Origin of the sequence: Ekhidna sp., assembly GCF_965227465.1 — a bacterium.
In the GTDB taxonomy this organism is placed as follows: Bacteria; Bacteroidota; Bacteroidia; order Cytophagales; family Cyclobacteriaceae; genus Ekhidna.
On record NZ_OZ245746.1, the window covers coordinates 2,529,355 to 2,545,768 of the forward strand.

The 16,414-nt window shown below is 43.1% G+C and carries 11 protein-coding genes; 8 read left to right on the forward strand and 3 right to left on the reverse strand.

Going from position 1 to position 16,414, the window contains the following annotated elements; genetic code table 11:
* Positions 1-6: 6 nt before the first annotated feature.
* Entirely contained in the window at positions 7-8,484 is an 8,478-nt protein-coding gene (locus tag ACO05G_RS11025; RefSeq protein ID WP_421762830.1) for a beta strand repeat-containing protein, read from the reverse strand.
* Positions 8,485-8,643: 159 nt separating this feature from the next.
* Positions 8,644-10,218 (reverse strand): NAD(P)/FAD-dependent oxidoreductase, encoded by a 1,575-nt coding sequence (locus tag ACO05G_RS11030; RefSeq protein ID WP_421762831.1) that lies wholly within the window; start codon positions 10,216-10,218, stop codon positions 8,644-8,646.
* Positions 10,219-10,273: 55 nt separating this feature from the next.
* Here ACO05G_RS11030 and ACO05G_RS11035 point away from each other — a divergent pair, with 55 nt between their 5' ends.
* The 6 genes from ACO05G_RS11035 to ACO05G_RS11060 all read left to right on the forward strand — a co-directional run bounded on the left by ACO05G_RS11035 (position 10,274) and on the right by ACO05G_RS11060 (position 13,180).
* Positions 10,274-10,639 carry a cupin domain-containing protein gene (locus ACO05G_RS11035; protein WP_348284086.1) on the forward strand — a complete coding sequence of 122 codons (366 nt, stop codon included), beginning with the start codon at positions 10,274-10,276 and terminating at the stop codon, positions 10,637-10,639.
* Between the two features lie 97 nt (positions 10,640-10,736).
* Complete coding sequence (locus ACO05G_RS11040) at positions 10,737-11,246, forward strand: RNA polymerase sigma factor (protein WP_421762832.1); 510 nt, start codon at positions 10,737-10,739, stop codon at positions 11,244-11,246.
* Positions 11,236-11,808 carry a hypothetical protein gene (locus tag ACO05G_RS11045; protein WP_421762833.1) on the forward strand — a complete coding sequence of 191 codons (573 nt, stop codon included), beginning with the start codon at positions 11,236-11,238 and terminating at the stop codon, positions 11,806-11,808. Before ACO05G_RS11040 ends, ACO05G_RS11045 begins: the two co-directional genes overlap by 11 nt.
* 21 nt (positions 11,809-11,829) lie before the next feature.
* Complete coding sequence (locus ACO05G_RS11050) at positions 11,830-12,372, forward strand: dihydrofolate reductase family protein (RefSeq protein WP_421762834.1); 543 nt, start codon at positions 11,830-11,832, stop codon at positions 12,370-12,372.
* Positions 12,373-12,499: 127 nt separating this feature from the next.
* Positions 12,500-12,781 (forward strand): hypothetical protein, encoded by a 282-nt coding sequence (locus ACO05G_RS11055; protein WP_421762835.1) that lies wholly within the window; start codon positions 12,500-12,502, stop codon positions 12,779-12,781.
* Between the two features lie 27 nt (positions 12,782-12,808).
* On the forward strand, positions 12,809-13,180 hold the full coding sequence (locus ACO05G_RS11060; protein WP_421762836.1) for a hypothetical protein: 372 nt from the start codon (positions 12,809-12,811) through the stop codon (positions 13,178-13,180).
* A gap of 175 nt (positions 13,181-13,355) precedes the next feature.
* On the opposite strand, the gene sppA is transcribed toward ACO05G_RS11060, so the two are convergent.
* Positions 13,356-15,089 (reverse strand): signal peptide peptidase SppA, encoded by a 1,734-nt coding sequence (sppA, locus tag ACO05G_RS11065; RefSeq protein WP_421762837.1) that lies wholly within the window; start codon positions 15,087-15,089, stop codon positions 13,356-13,358.
* An 83-nt stretch (positions 15,090-15,172) separates the two neighbouring features.
* Here sppA and folK point away from each other — a divergent pair, with 83 nt between their 5' ends.
* Positions 15,173-15,664: a 2-amino-4-hydroxy-6-hydroxymethyldihydropteridine diphosphokinase gene (folK, locus tag ACO05G_RS11070; RefSeq protein WP_421762838.1), complete on the forward strand. Its 492-nt coding sequence runs from the start codon at positions 15,173-15,175 to the stop codon at positions 15,662-15,664.
* Between the two features lies 1 nt (position 15,665).
* The gene (locus ACO05G_RS11075; RefSeq protein ID WP_421762839.1) at positions 15,666-16,412 is read left to right on the forward strand and encodes a sulfite exporter TauE/SafE family protein; all 747 of its coding nucleotides are present in this window, start codon (positions 15,666-15,668) and stop codon (positions 16,410-16,412) included.
* Positions 16,413-16,414 lie beyond the last annotated feature (2 nt).

Consider the following 16,414-nt stretch of genomic DNA (forward strand, 5'->3'; position numbering starts at 1 on the left):
ATTAAATTATTCTGACCTCCCTATTTCTACCCAATTTCCTAGTTGTTGTATCCAAACAAAATGAATGGATGCTCCAGCAACCATTGGCATTGCTGTATTTTGGTGAAGTTTTACATTACCACCAGTTCCTATTGTATTAGGACCTCCAACTACGCATACTAGTACGATTTCCTGACCATCAACACCCGCTAAAATATTGGTAATGTTTCCATCCGCATTAACTCTAATAATTCTGCCAGCTGGTAATGCACCTGGTAGCGAGGACATTGCAACAGCCGTAGCTGGAGGAGTCACATAATTACCAGTATGTGTTATATCCCCACCAGTAGTAATTGAAGCAGAACTTGAGCCAACATCCAAAGAATTTGCAGTGAAATCACTTGAGCCATTAATTACAGTAACACCACTAATTTGATATTGTGCTGTTGTAACACTGGATGCATTGGCGTTGATCTGTCCAGTAGCTGTAATTCCTCCAGCTGATGCTAAAACAATATTTCCTGCACCAATATCCACGTTCCCTGTTATCTCAGCACCACCTATTACATCTAATTCTACGTTTGGTGCATTATTATTGATTCCGATGAAGCCTCCACTAATACGCATAGCGTCAACAGGTGATATTGTGCCTGAAGTAGTTGAGATAAAAACTAAATCAGTACCATATGCACTCAGTTCGTCAAAGTTATCAGTTGACTCAGCTCTAATTACTGCTGAAATTGGGTAATTGCCAGAGTTGACCTCTCTACCTGTAAATACAACCTCTCCCAGTACCTCTCCGATCGATACTGGTAATTCTCCTCCTTGAGTGCCATTAGTTCGTGATAATCTCAACTCAGGAATACCACCATATGAATGAGCTGATAAAAATGCCTTACCTCCACTTGGTGATACTACACCAAGTTGATAGTCTAGTCCGCTAAACATAGGATCAGTTCCGGCGGTAGATCCAACAATCAAATTATTTGAATCATCAAAAGTTGGCGTGACAAATCCAGCAGGAGTAACCCATGATAAAATACCACTGCCTCCTCCACTAGTAGATAAAACCTGACCTGCTGATCCATCTGCCGGTGGCAGTTCCCAAATAACACCAGAAGTGACTGTGCCTGGAGCACGGAATCCAACAGCATCTGAAGCTGCACCATCTTCCAAAACCAAAGACCTGCCATTGGCTACTTGTAAATCACCATCAGCTATTATCAATCCATCATTTCCGGTACCTGTTCCAAGACCAGGCTGAAGAATTAATAGACCTCCATTTCCATTTCCTCCACCAAATCCATCACCAGCTTTAAGTGCTACGTTAGCTCCGTCATTAACAATTGAATTTCCTTCACCTCCAGAGACTTGCACCGAACCATCATCATTTAATTCCATCCAAGAAGAAATCTCGGCACTCGTGTTTGTCAAATCAACCGTAGCTGTTGCACCAGCATCTCCTAATCTTGCGATTCTCATAAAGCTGATAGACCCATCATCCATGAAAATCATTGAAGAAGAATCAGCATTCATTCTCACCAAAGCATTATCTGTCATATTCGTATAGTCAGGGTAAAGATTATTGGTAATGGCTTCACCATTAATACCCTCCGTGGCATTCTCAAAGTGCGCAAAACCGAAATTATCCCCTATTTGAAGCGGAGCTAACGGATCACCAGTACCAATACCAACCGTTCCACTGCCATCTAAATGAAGAATACTTGAAGTTTCTACATTTCCCTGGTAGTACCCAAACGACAGATCATTTTGTCTGGTAGCGTCAGAGAAAGCATCACCATATCCCTGGATCATCCAGCCATTGGTTCCTATTTGATCTACTAAGGTTGAACCGTCTCCAAGCGTTTGAAGGATAAATGCTCCTAATTGACCAGTCTGAGTCCCCTGTGCATCTACGGTAATTGTTTTTGCCTGATCTAATGTATTATAAACATGTAGGTCATAAACAGGTGTTCCTGTACCAATACCAACTCCTCCGGATTCAGTAATTCTCATGCGTTCAGTTGGTACTGAAGCTACTGATGGTGATGTAATGAAAATCAAGTCTGCTCCCGTATTTCCTGAAGTCCAATTGTTAGCTGCTACCGCTTCAATACCGGCTCCTTTATCAAAGTTTGTTAACACTCCCCCATAGTGTCCGTTAAAAACGATTTCACCTATAACATCACCTCCCTGAACAGCCGCAGGTCCTCCAGTATTACCTCGTGCGGAGGCTAATGCCAATGTTGCTCTATTAGTGATTAAATCATTATTGAATGTGGCTGCAGCTACCATACCGCCACCACCAATTCCATCATCAATCACCTGAATCGCTTTACCTGCCGGAACTGGCAGAATAGTTCCTGCACCAAATACTGCCGAGTTAGGATCTTCAACAAAGCCCATTTGGAAGTTGGGGTTGCCCGTAATTTGCTCCCAACCTCCCGCTACATAGCCTTCAAAATTTCCATCAGTTGTATTAAATCTAAACATCCCATCAGCAGGGGTTGCAGGTCGCTCGGCTGTGATTCCAACTGGCACTCTAATCGCATCAGTAGCAGCAATATCCAAAGTAACTGCAGGAATAGAAGTTCCGATTCCTACACTTAGGGCATCAACTCCTGTTCCACCAACTATAAATGTGTTAGCGGCTGAAGCAATTGCATTTTTACCGATTGCCACTGAACTTACTCCATCAGCCTGGGCAGTGTTTCCTATTGCAATTGCATCTCCTCCATTTCCGTCAGCTGATACACCTATGGAAACATTGCCTCCTGTAGTTGCTGCAGTATTATCCGCAGAAGAACCAATAACAATATTATCCGAACCAGTGGTCATGCTTACACCCGAGTTAAATCCAAAAATAATGTTATTACTTCCGGAAGGTGATGCACTGGAATTTCCAGCCAAATTATTCTCACTACCATCTATGAAATTGCCGATATCACTTATCACTGCCAATGTTTCTGTGGCACCTACAAGATCAGGTACTATCAAAGTACCTAATCCTACAGTCTGATCGGTAACATCAAGATTTAAATCAAATGTGGATTCATCAAAAGTAATTCCGCCAACAACACGAACATTATCTCCAGCATTATCTCCCAGATTAATGGTATTACTTCTAAAATTGGCTACTCCTGTATTAATGAATAGTTGCCCAGCACCATCTATTGTGAGGTCATTTCCAGCACCGGTGGTAATCGAAGTAGGTCCAGCTAATATTCCGCCAAGGTCGATGTTGTTTGAGTTAATTGTCACACCACTACCTGAATTCAGAACAGGGGATGGAGCCAGAGCATCCCAACGACCGTTTGTATTATCCCATGTCAATACATCTCCGTCTAAAGGAGCTGTAAATGAGGTGTGAATACTTAAATCAAAGGCATCTCCTAATACTGCGCCCGGATCATAAACTGCCGCAAACATGTCGCCTGTAACTGGGACAGCCAGTGCATCCCAACGGCCATTCGTATTGTCCCAGGTCAATACCTCTCCATCTGCCGGTGGAGTAAACGTGATGTGGTTACTTAAATCAAAGGCATCTCCTAATACAGCGCCCGGATCATAGACTGCCGCAAACATGTCGCCTGTAACTGGGACAGCTAGTGCATCCCAACGGCCATTCGTATTGTCCCAGGTTAACACCTCTCCATCTGCCGGTGGAGTAAACGTGATGTGGTTACTTAAATCAAAGGCATCTCCTAATACCGCGCCCGGATCATAGACTGCCGCAAACATGTCTCCTGTAACTGGGACTGCTAGTGCATCCCAACGGCCATTCGTATTGTCCCAGGTCAACACCTCTCCATCTGCCGGTGGAGTAAACGTGATGTGATTACTTAAATCAAAGGCATCTCCTAATACCGCGCCCGGATCATAGACTGCCGCAAACATGTCGCCTGTAACTGGGACAGCCAGTGCATCCCAACGGCCATTCGTATTGTCCCAGGTCAACACCTCTCCATCTGCCGGTGGAGTAAACGTGATGTGGTTACTTAAATCAAAGGCATCTCCTAATACCGCGCCCGGATCATAGACTGCCGCAAACATGTCGCCTGTAACTGGGACAGCCAGTGCATCCCAACGGCCATTCGTATTGTCCCAGGTCAACACCTCTCCATCTGCAGGTGGAGTAAACGTGATGTGGTTACTTAAATCAAAGGCATCTCCTAATACAGCGCCCGGATCATAGACTGCCGCAAACATGTCGCCTGTAACTGGGACAGCTAGTGCATCCCAACGGCCATTCGTATTGTCCCAGGTCAACACCTCTCCATCTGCCGGTGGAGTAAACGTGATGTGGTTACTTAAATCAAAGGCATCTCCTAATACCGCGCCCGGATCATAGACTGCCGCAAACATGTCGCCTGTAACTGGGACAGCTAGTGCATCCCAACGAGTGTTCGTATTATCCCAGGTTAGTACCTCACCATCTGCTGGTGGAGAAAAAGCTAAATCAACATCTGAATTAGGATCTCCGCTTATTGCTATAGTATTACCTGCTATGCTTAAATCTTGATCATCGGTTAAATCTCCTGCATCTATCGTTGCGTCAATCTCATCAATAGCTCCCTGAACATCCGTAGCGGTCAAGCCTGAAGCTACATTGTTGAAGGTTACTTCTGCTCCCGTCTGATCATCGGTTAAATCTCCTGCATCTATCGTTGCGTCAATCTCATCAATAGCTCCCTGTACATCTGTAGCAGTTAAACCTGAGGCTACATTGTTGAAGGTTACTTCTGCTCCCGTCTGATCATCGGTTAAATCTCCTGCATCTATCGTTGCGTCAATCTCATCAATAGCTCCCTGAACATCCGTAGCGGTCAAGCCTGAAGCTACATTGTTGAAGGTTACTTCTGCTCCCGTCTGATCATCGGTTAAATCTCCTGCATCTATTGTTGCGTCAATCTCATCAATAGCTCCCTGTACATCTGTAGCAGTTAAACCTGAGGCTACATTGTTGAAGGTTACCTCTGCTCCCGTCTGATCATCGGTTAAATCTCCTGCATCTATCGTTGCGTCAATCTCATCAATAGCTCCCTGAACATCTGTAGCAGTTAAACCGGAAGCGACATTGTTGAAGGTTGTGGATGCAGCGGTTCCTAAACCATCAACAGTACCATCAATCTCATCGATCGCTGCTTGCACATTCACAGCAGATAAACCGGATGCTACATTGTTGAAGGTTACTACGTTGGCGGCTGGGGTTCCTAAACCATCAACAGTACCATCAATCTCATCAATAGCTCCCTGTACATCCGTAGCAGTTAAACCGGAAGCGACATTGTTGAAGGTTACTTCGGCCCCTGTCTGATCATCGGTTAAATCTCCCGCATCAATAGTCGCATCAATCTCATCAATAGCTCCCTGAACATCCGTAGCGGTCAAACCGGAAGCGACATTGTTGAAGGTTACTTCGGCCCCTGTCTGATCATCGGTTAAATCTCCCGCATCAATAGTCGCATCAATCTCATCAATCGCTCCCTGTACATCCGTAGAGGTCAAACCTGAAGCGACATTGTTGAAGGTTACTTCGGCCCCTGTCTGATCATCGGTTAAATCTCCCGCATCAATAGTCGCATCAATCTCATCAATCGCTCCCTGTACATCCGTAGCGGTCAAACCTGAAGCTACATTGTTGAAGGTTACTTCTGCTCCTGTCTGATCATCGGTCAAATCGCCTGCATCGATCGTTGCGTCAATCTCATCAATCGCTCCCTGAACATCTGTAGCAGTTAAACCTGAAGCTACATTGTTAAATGTTACTACGTTGGCGGCTGGGGTTCCTAAACCATCAACAGTACCATCAATCTCATCAATAGCTCCCTGTACATCCGTAGCAGTTAAACCGGAAGCGACATTGTTGAAGGTTACTTCGGCCCCTGTCTGATCATCGGTTAAATCTCCCGCATCAATAGTCGCATCAATCTCATCAATCGCTCCCTGTACATCCGTAGAGGTCAAACCTGAAGCTACATTGTTGAAGGTTACTTCGGCCCCTGTCTGATCATCGGTTAAATCTCCCGCATCAATAGTCGCATCAATCTCATCAATCGCTCCCTGTACATCCGTAGCGGTCAAACCTGAAGCTACATTGTTGAAGGTTACTTCTGCTCCTGTCTGGTCATCGGTTAAATCTCCTGCATCAATAGTCGCATCAATCTCATCTATGGCTCCCTGTACATCCGTAGCGGTCAAACCTGCAGCTACATTATTGAATGTTACTTCTGCGCCTGTCTGATCATCGGTCAAATCGCCTGCATCGATCGTTGCGTCAATCTCATCAATCGCTCCCTGAACATCTGTAGCAGTTAAACCTGAAGCTACATTGTTAAATGTTACTACGTTGGCGGCTGGGGTTCCTAAACCATCAACAGTACCATCAATCTCATCAATAGCTCCCTGTACATCCGTAGCAGTTAAACCGGAAGCGACATTGTTGAAGGTTACTTCGGCCCCTGTCTGATCATCGGTCAAATCTCCTGCATCAATAGTCGCATCAATCTCATCTATGGCTCCCTGTACATCCGTAGCGGTCAAACCTGCAGCTACATTATTGAATGTTACTTCTGCGCCTGTCTGATCATCGGTCAAATCGCCTGCATCGATCGTTGCGTCAATCTCATCAATCGCTCCCTGAACATCTGTAGCAGTTAAACCTGAAGCTACATTGTTAAATGTTACTACGTTGGCGGCTGGGGTTCCTAAACCATCAACAGTACCATCAATCTCATCAATAGCTCCCTGTACATCCGTAGCAGTTAAACCGGAAGCGACATTGTTGAAGGTTACTTCGGCCCCTGTCTGATCATCGGTTAAATCTCCTGCATCAATATTCGCATCAATCTCATCAATCGCTCCCTGTACGTCCGTAGCAGTCAAACCGGAGGCTACATTGTTAAAAGTAGTTGTTGCAGCAGTTGGTGCTCCTATTCCATCAACTGTAGCATCGATCTCATCTATTGCTCCTTGTACGTCCGTAGCGGTTAAGCCGGAAGCAACATTATTGAAGGTTACTTCTGCGCCTGTCTGATCATCGGTTAAATCTCCTGCATCAATGGTTCCATCGATCTCATCAATAGCTCCTTGTACGTCCGTTGCGGTTAAGCCGGAAGCTACGTTGTTGAAGGTTACAACGTTAGCGGCTGGGGTTCCTATACCGTCAACAGTACCATCAATTTCATCGATCGCTGCTTGTACATCGATGGCTGATAATAAAGAAGTTGTGTTATCATAAGTTATTTTATTGGCACCAACGTCACTAACATCAGCATCAACAATTGATCCATCTTGAATTTCTGCACTTGTTACAGCATTCGCGTCAATGATTAACCCACTACCAAAATCTCCAATTATATCTCCTCCTGCATTTGGTACTGTGGTTAAGTCTAAATCATCCGTGCTGTCCAAATCTAAATTTGGATTTCCAAGAACAGTTGCTGTAGCACCTGCAATGTCTGATGCATTTGCACCACCTACGAAATCCACAAGCAATCCCGTACCAAAATCACCGGCGATATCTCCGGCCCCATTAGGTACTGTTGTCAAATCCAAATCATCCGTACTGTCTAAATCCAAATTTGGGTTTCCATTGACAATAGCTGATGCTGCTGCAATATCCCCAGCGGTTGCTCCGCCTACCTGATCAACTTGAAGGCCTGTCCCAAAACTTCCAGATACATCTAATGCTGTAGGATTTGCAGCATTATCTATAAAACCCAAGTCATTCGTGAAATCACTCACATTAGCTCCTGTTTTGTCTATTTTACTCCAGGAGATATTGGCCCCAGCATTGATATCTGCGTTGGCAATTTCTCCATCAACAATATCAACACTGGTAACTGTGGTAAGCCCAGCGTTGCTGTCCACATAACTCTTGGTTGCAGCATCTGCTGGATTTGTTGGAGTTGGTAGGTTAGTAATAGCAATGGCACCTGCATCATTCCCTGAAGCAAGTACGCTAGATAGGTTTTGATTATCCGTGTTATCAAGAAACGGTGTTAGGTCTATTGAAGTCGGATCGTTGGTTAGCGATAAAGTTGTTCCAGTCAGTTCCAAATCCTGATCATCTGAATCTCCTTGGTTATCAACGTAATTCTTGGTTGCTACATCCTGCGGATTCACTGGATCGGCCACATTCTCGATTGATGCTCCCCCTGCATCATTGCCTTGCCCCAGTACGTTGGTTAAATTTTGATTGTCTGTATTGGTTGTCAACACCCAATTTGGATTTACCCAGAAGTAGAAAGCATTGTCTTCACTATCGAAAACCATCAGTCCGTTATCAGCAGCTGTTAGCGTCATACTGGTTCTTTCTGCAGTGGTAAGACTTGGTATTAGTAATCCTTGATCCCCATTTGGTGCCACCAAATGGAGTACCGCATTGGGATTAGGTGTTTCAGTGTTTATACCTGCTGAAAATTCCTGGGCATTCGTTTTAGTAGATAAGAACATGACTATTGCACACAAACCTACAAGGGTAAATCTCTTCAAATATTTCATAACTAAGGGACTATGACTAAAGTGGAATACCTCCAAAAATAGGTCAATAATATACCTCGAAAGCTGTTTTTTAAATCAATTCGATATAGCAGTGAATTAATTAGATAGGTTGATGAAAATTAAGAACCAAGCATTGACTGAAAGAAGTAAAATTTCTACTTACAAGCTGCTTTTAGCTTTTTTGTAGAGATTAATGACACCTTCCATGCATCGTTCACCATCCATCGCGGCAGAAACAATTCCTCCGGCATACCCTGCACCCTCTGCACATGGAAAAAGCCTTTTTACTTCCCTGTGCTCACATGTTTCACGAGTTCGAGGTATCCTGACAGGTGATGATGTGCGGCTTTCAACTCCAATTATTTGCGCTTCATTCGTCAGGTAACCTTTCATTTTCTGACCAAAAAACTGAAATCCCTGACGTAGGCGCTTTCCGATAAAATGAGGTAGTACCTCCATCATATCGACCGAATGAAGCCCCGGTTGATATGAAGTGTCCATGAGCTCTTTAGAAACTTTTCCATTGACAAAATCGACCATTTTTTGGGCCGGAGCTACCTGTGTTTCTCCACCTAGTTTCCAGCCTTGCTTTTCTACATCAGCCTGGAATTCCATAGCAGCCAATTCTCCATATTTTTGATAGCCGAGAATATCTTCCAGTTCCACAGCAGCGACCATTCCTGAGTTGGCATATTTACTGTCTCTTCTTGAGGGACTCATTCCATTCACAACAAGTTCCCCCGGGGCTGTAGCTGCCGGAACGATGAAGCCGCCCGGACACATGCAAAATGAAAAAACACCACGTTCTTTTCCTTTCAAAGTTGTCTGTGAAACCAGCGAATAAGCTGCCGCAGGCAGGTATTCACCTCGATCATCACACTTATATTGGATCTGATCGATGAGTGGCTGTGGATGCTCAATTCTTACTCCTAAAGCAAAAGGTTTTGCTTCGATTTTCACATTTCTGTTTTGACACAAACGAAAAATATCCCTGGCTGAATGCCCCGTAGCAAGAACCACAGACAGCCCTTTGAACTCACCTTGCTCGGTAAGCACGCCTTTCATTTCACCATCTTCGATGATGAAGTCCGTCACCTTTGTATTGAAGTGAACCTCCCCACCCGCACTTTCAATGGTTTCACGTAATGCTGTTACCAACTTGGGAAGCTTGTTTGTTCCAATATGGGGATGCGCCTCAAAAAGGATCTCAGGAGTAGCGCCATGTGCAACCAGAATTTCAAATACACGGCGGATACTTCCTCTTTTTTTGGATCGGGTATATAGCTTACCATCGGAATAAGTTCCTGCTCCTCCCTCACCAAAACAGTAGTTACTTTCCGGGTTGACTATATGATCCTTATTGATTGCGGCAAGATCTCTTCGTCTTGCCTGCACATCCTTTCCTCTTTCCAACACGATCGGCTTAAGGCCTCCTTCTATTGCTTTGATAGCTGCAAAAAGACCTGCAGGACCTGCCCCTACAATGATAACAGGATCAGCATCCTTTCCCTTGTGATCTTCTTTGAAATACTCTACATATTCAACCTCAGGTGGAGTATCACGCACTTCTACCCGTAAGTTTACCTTGATATTCTTTTGCCTGGCATCAACGGATCTTCTTTGAATATCTACATATTGCCCCTCCTTTAAGTGTCCCGAAGATTTTAAGTAATCCTCCAGCGATTCTGAGTTGAATCCAATTTCAGGGGTTACGAACAGGTCATGAATGGGCATGGCACAAAAGTAAGCTTCGATGTGTTCAGACTTACATTCTCCGTATATTTATCTCATGAATATCAACGATTACTTTTCTGAAATCACAGCCTATTTTTCGCCCAAAGTTATCGGTGAAGTCAATGATGTTTTTGTGAAGCTTGCCAAAATCAAAGGAGAAGATATCCCCTGGCACAATCATGCACATGAAGACGAAGCGTTCTTTATTCTGGAAGGTGAATTACTCTTCGAAGAAGAAGGTAAAGATTCATTTCTTTTAAAAAAAGGGGATTTCTATGTAGTCAAGCAAGGTGTTAATCACCGTGTTTCTTCCAAAGAAGAATGTCGGATCATGCTCATTGAAAATAAAAGTACCGCTCATACAGGCGAAGTACAGTCCGATATCACAAAGAGTATTGAAGAGCAGTTAAACCTTAGGTAATTGCTTTTAGGATACAGAAAAGACGGAAATTAAAAATATTTTCATCTTCTTGTAATAAAAGCTCCATGTCCCGGACTAGTGGAGTAACGATTCGAAAATGAAAGAAAGCGAACAGCGTAAGATTTTTAATGAATGGCTTGAGAACTATCGGGCATTACTTTTTAAAGTGATCAAAGCATATGCCTTTTCCGAAGAAGATCAGAATGATCTTTTTCAGGATGTCTGTATGCAAATGTTCAGATCTGTCCCAAATTTCAAAGGAAACGCTGCAGTTTCCACCTGGCTCTACCGGATTGCACTCAATACCGCTATCAAATGGAGCACGCGGGAAAAGAAACATGTGGACGGTCATCAGGAGATGGACAAAGCAGCCCACATACTTATGGCAAGTGAAGATTCCAAAGATGAACGTGTGGATTGGCTCTATGATCAGATCAAGCAATTCAATGAAATCGACCGATCACTCACGCTTCTTCTTCTGGATGGATTTAGCTATAAAGAAATGTCCCAGATGATGGGGATATCAGAAAGCAACATCGGAGTGAAGATCTATCGGATCAAAAAAATATTAGTTAACAACTCAAAACAATACGAATATGGAGTTTGAGCAAATGCAAAAAATCTGGGACGAACAAAAAGGAGAAACGATGTACGCAATAAATGAAAGCGCATTACACAAGAGTGTAACACGGAAAAAAAATGCAGCGAGCAAAAGAATCAATCTGGTAGAGATTATGCTCATGGCCATAAATAGTACAGTGGCAATTATCTTGCTAACCGACGCAATAATGGATAATGAAGGACCATGGGACTATGCAGGAGCCATAATCATGGCGCTGACTGTTGTATTCTTAATGTACTTCCGTGCCAAAAGGAAGAAAAAGGAAAACACATTTGACCGAACCATGATTGGAGAGCTGGATCATGCCATTTCCAATAGCGACTCTATTGTTCAAATTGCAACCATTATGATCTATTACTACCTTATTCCTATGGGGATATTTACGTTTGGAAAGATGTTGCATTTCGGAGCTAGTTTGGAGAAATGGTTATTGATTATTGGGATGTTTTTACTTGCTTTCTTCCTGGTCCGTTGGGAGAGAAAAGCCATGCACATCCCACGCAGACAAAGTCTGATTAACATGAAGAAAAAGCTGCTTGAAGACTAATCAACATTTACCTAAACTGTTATGACAAAGAAAAACAGTGTATATATCGCTACCAGTCTGGATGGAAGAATAGCTGACAAAAATGACGGGATTGCCTGGTTGGATGCGATTCCGATTCCCGAAGGTGAGGATATGGGATATTATGCTTTTACGACGGATATTGATGCCCTGGTGATGGGGCGAAACACCTTTCAAACTGTGCTGGGATTCGATGTAGAGTGGCCGTATAAGAAGCCGGTCTTTGTGCTAAGTCATTCCATGAAGGAAATTCCGAAGAGTCATGAAGGGAAAGCCTTTTTAGTCAGTGGTACGTTGACCGAAGTTTTAAAGCACATTCATGCGCAAGGACATACCCGACTTTACATCGATGGTGGGGCAACTATTCAGAGCTTTCTAAAAGAAGACCTGATTGATAAAATGATCATCACCACGTTCCCGATTGTATTAGGCGGAGGCCCTGCCCTCTTTGCAGACTTTCCTAATGAATTGGAATTCGAACTTGTAAAGTCAAAAGTCTATTTTGGTCAGCTAGTTCAAAATCACTTGATCAGAAAACGGAAATGATTCCCAGCTAGGCGATTAAAAATGACTTAATATCATTTTATTGCTAATTTTCCATTTAACGTTACAAATCAATCAATAATGATGATTTGCACGGGCGTTATACAATTGTTGTAGCACATAAAGGAACATGATCAATCTACAAGTAGGTAAACCTCTTAACACAAAACTTCCAATTGTCTATAGGTACATGGATCAGGAATTTATAGACCTATTTTTCAAGGAGGGCAAACTACGAATTAGTTCATTTATGAAGTTCAGAAATTATCCTGATGAAGTCCGAGGTGATAAATCAGAAGGTGGAGGAGCTATAACTGGAAAGTCTGATAAAGAGGGATTTACATTTCACCTTATGACACAAGTTGGCGAGAATGGTTACATGCTTTCTACGAGCCTAATTCACTCACAATAAATAAAGGACGAATTTAAAACCAATGGAGTGTTCAGAATTAAGGATTCTCTGAACTTCGCTGCTGCTGTTTCGAACTCATTATCTGGGAATGATCAAGTGTTTATTGGTTTTTGCAACTACCTAGATGGAAGAATTATTGAAAAAGAAATTAATGGACTTTCTATAAATGATTCTACTAATGAGCAAGGTAATTTAATTATTGGTGGACCGGGCATGGCTAAACGAACTAACCAAATGATTGGAAATGGAATTGATCTCATGTTCTTAAAAGATAATAAGTATCAAATTCAATCAGAGTTCAGGTTTGTGTGGACAATTAAGAAGCAGTTTTTCGATATGCATGAGTATTTAGATATTGACTGTAAGGAAGCAATTCAGTATTGCGAAGAAATAAAGTAAAAACTGCCACAACATCGGCTATAAATGGGGTTTTATTGCTCAGGATAGTTTAGTGGCACTTGGAAAGTCCGCCACGAAGTGTAAAATTATTATGTAGGTGTGGCTTTGAGGAGCTTGAAAAGGTTAGTGCTATCTAATCTCACTCATTATAGCTGACCATTAACCAAATCTCCCCTCACCTCACCTCCAAATTACCCGGTAAACGCGCCTGAAGTCCTTTGAGTTGATTGAGTTCTTTAGCTTTTTTGATCACCGGGTCAGCATCGATACCGAACAAGGTGAATTGCACTTTGGCGCTCATTTTTTCCAATACTTCTTCAATAAACGGCTTTTGCTTTGGATAATACGCGACACTGTAATTGTCTTCGATTCCAGCAGCTTTGGCTGCCAGTTCGATGGCATCATTGAAGCTTCCAAGCTCATCTACCAGTCCATTTTGGAGCGCTTGCTCTCCACTCCACACTCTGCCACTGGCAATCTTTTTCAGCTCCGCCTGAGTCATGCCTCTGGCATCTGCAGCTTTCTGCGTAAATACTTCATACCCCTCATTTACTCCGCGCTGAATAATGGCTCGTTCCGCATCTGTCAGAGCTCGGGTAACCGTATAAATGTCAGAGTACGCTCCCGTTTTTACCACATCATGGGTAATACCCATTTTGTTCTCTAAAAACTCCCCAAAGTTGAACCACATCCCAAAGATGCCTATCGATCCGGTAATCGTATTTGGCTGTGCCAGTATGGTATCAGCTGGCATAGCAATGTAGTAACCTCCAGATGCTGCAGCTCCTCCCATGGAAGCGATAATCGGCTTTTTACCTTTTGTCAGCATAAGCTCACGCCAGATCATATCAGAAGCGGTCATACTGCCTCCTCCCGAATTGACCCGCATCACAATCGCCTTTACTTTGTCGTTATTCCGTGCTTTTCGGATCTCCTCTGCATAAGTAGCTCCCACAATTCCTTCGTCACCTCCCATTGCAATATTTCCTTCTGCTACAATCACTGCAATCCTGTTGCTCGAGTAATTGCTTTCCTTAGAGATTGCCTGAATGTATTTATTCATTTTCATGGTTCTCAGCTCCTTGCTTTCAGCGAGACCCAGTTTTTCTTTCATCACGCTTTTCAGCTCGTCTTCATATCCAAGCTTATGAATCAATCCCACGTCCACTGCGTCTTTTGGTAAGCTTACCTTCATCTGATCCGAAATTTCAGTCAGCTTATCCACGGGGATTTGAACCGAATTCGACACATTGGATAAATACGTATTGTACATGGAATTAAGCAGCTGGCTATACTGCAGCCTGTTTTCCTTACTTAAGTCTTTTCGTATGTATGGCTCTACGTAACTTTTAAATTCACCGACACGGAAAATTTCAGGCTTAATCTCCAACTTGTCAAACATTCCTTTCAGGAACGTGATATTTACATCAAGTCCGTTGAATTCAATCGCCCCTGTCGGGTTTAGAAACAAGCTATCTGCAACGGAAGTAACGTAGTAGTCAGACTCACTGATGTACTCTCCATAGGCGTAGACAAACTTTCCAGATTCTTTGAAGTCCAGCAGTGCATCCCTGATTTCCTGTAGACCCGCATAGCTGCCTGCTAAATACATCGGCTCTATGTAGATACCTTTTATTCGATCGTCGGTCTTGGCTTTTCTGATCGCTGCAATAATGTCCAATAGACTCTGCGGAGCAGGTCCGTCGGCAAACGCATTAAGAAAAGGATCTTCTACAGCTTTCTCCATTAAAATGCCTGACATAGGAAAATAGAGTACCGAATTGGTCTTTACCGTAGGCACCTCATCAGCAGAAGCTGACGCAATAATTCCTATCAGCATAAAAAAGCCTAACAGCGTGAAGATGATAAGGCCCACAATTGTGGCAAGAAGATTTCTTAAAAAAGCCATGTATTATAAATTGCTACGTTTAGTTTGTCTTTGAAACACGCAAAAGTAAGACGAGGTTTGCAAACATTGGATCTAGAAAGTGTATGAACGGAATTTACATCCTGTTGGGTAGCAATATAGGCAACCGGTTGGAATACCTGAGAGAGGCAGAACAGCTGCTTATTGCGGAAGGTATTCAGATTATGGATGAATCGACCATCTATGAGACTCAGCCCTGGGGCAAGGAAAATCAGGATTGGTTCTTAAATGTCATTTTGCAAATAGAAGCTTCGCAAGATCCACTAGCGCTATTGGAGACCTTATTAAAGACGGAAAAATCCTTAGGCCGCATCCGAAAAGAAAAATGGGGCGAGCGATGTATCGATATTGATATCCTATACTATCACGATCAAAGGATTGAATTGGATAATCTTAAAATACCTCATCCGGGAATTGAAAGTCGCAGGTTCACCCTGATCCCTTTAACGGAAATGTGTCCATTGGAGGTCCACCCCATAAATGGAAAGAATCAGTTACAAATGCTCGCTGAATGTCAGGATGAATTAGCTTGCAGACTCACAGATTACAAGCTATAGTATGACCGTCATTGAAGGAATATTTTTGATTGGTGCTGGTTTATTCGCAGGGTTTATGAATACAGTAGCAGGAGGGGGATCACTCCTCACTTTACCACTGCTTATTTTTCTTGGCTTGCCATCAGCGGAGGCAAATGCCTCAAACCGTGTAGCCATTTTCTCTCAGAATATTTTTTCTGTCGCGGGGTTTAGAAGCAAAGGAGTCAGGGTTTTCCCTTTCGCTATCTATGTTGCTATACCAGCCATTTTTGGAGCCATCATCGGATCAAAGATTGCAGTAGATATTGACGAGACTTTGTTTAATCGCATACTGGCTGTCATTATGCTTATGGTCATGGGGATAACTGTTTTCAAACCGAATGTAAAGACTCAAACCGAAGCGATGCTGACAAGCAAAAAGATTTGGGTTAGTGTGGTCGCCTTTTTCTTCGTAGGGATTTATGGCGGATTCATTCAGGCAGGTATTGGTTTCATTATGATTGCAACACTTTCAGCTATTCATGGCTTCAACATGGCGAAAACAAATGCTATCAAAGTCTTTGTTGCCCTTTCCTATACCATAGCTGCCTTAATCGTTTTTTACTTAAGCGGAAAAATTAGGTGGGAATATGGATTGGTTCTGGCGATCGGACAATCAGCCGGAGGATGGGTGGCTAGTCGCTGGTCAGTAGGTGTAAGTGATAAAATTATCCGTATGATTCTGTTAGTGATGATAGTAGCGCTTTCTATTAAATTGTGGTTTTTCTAATT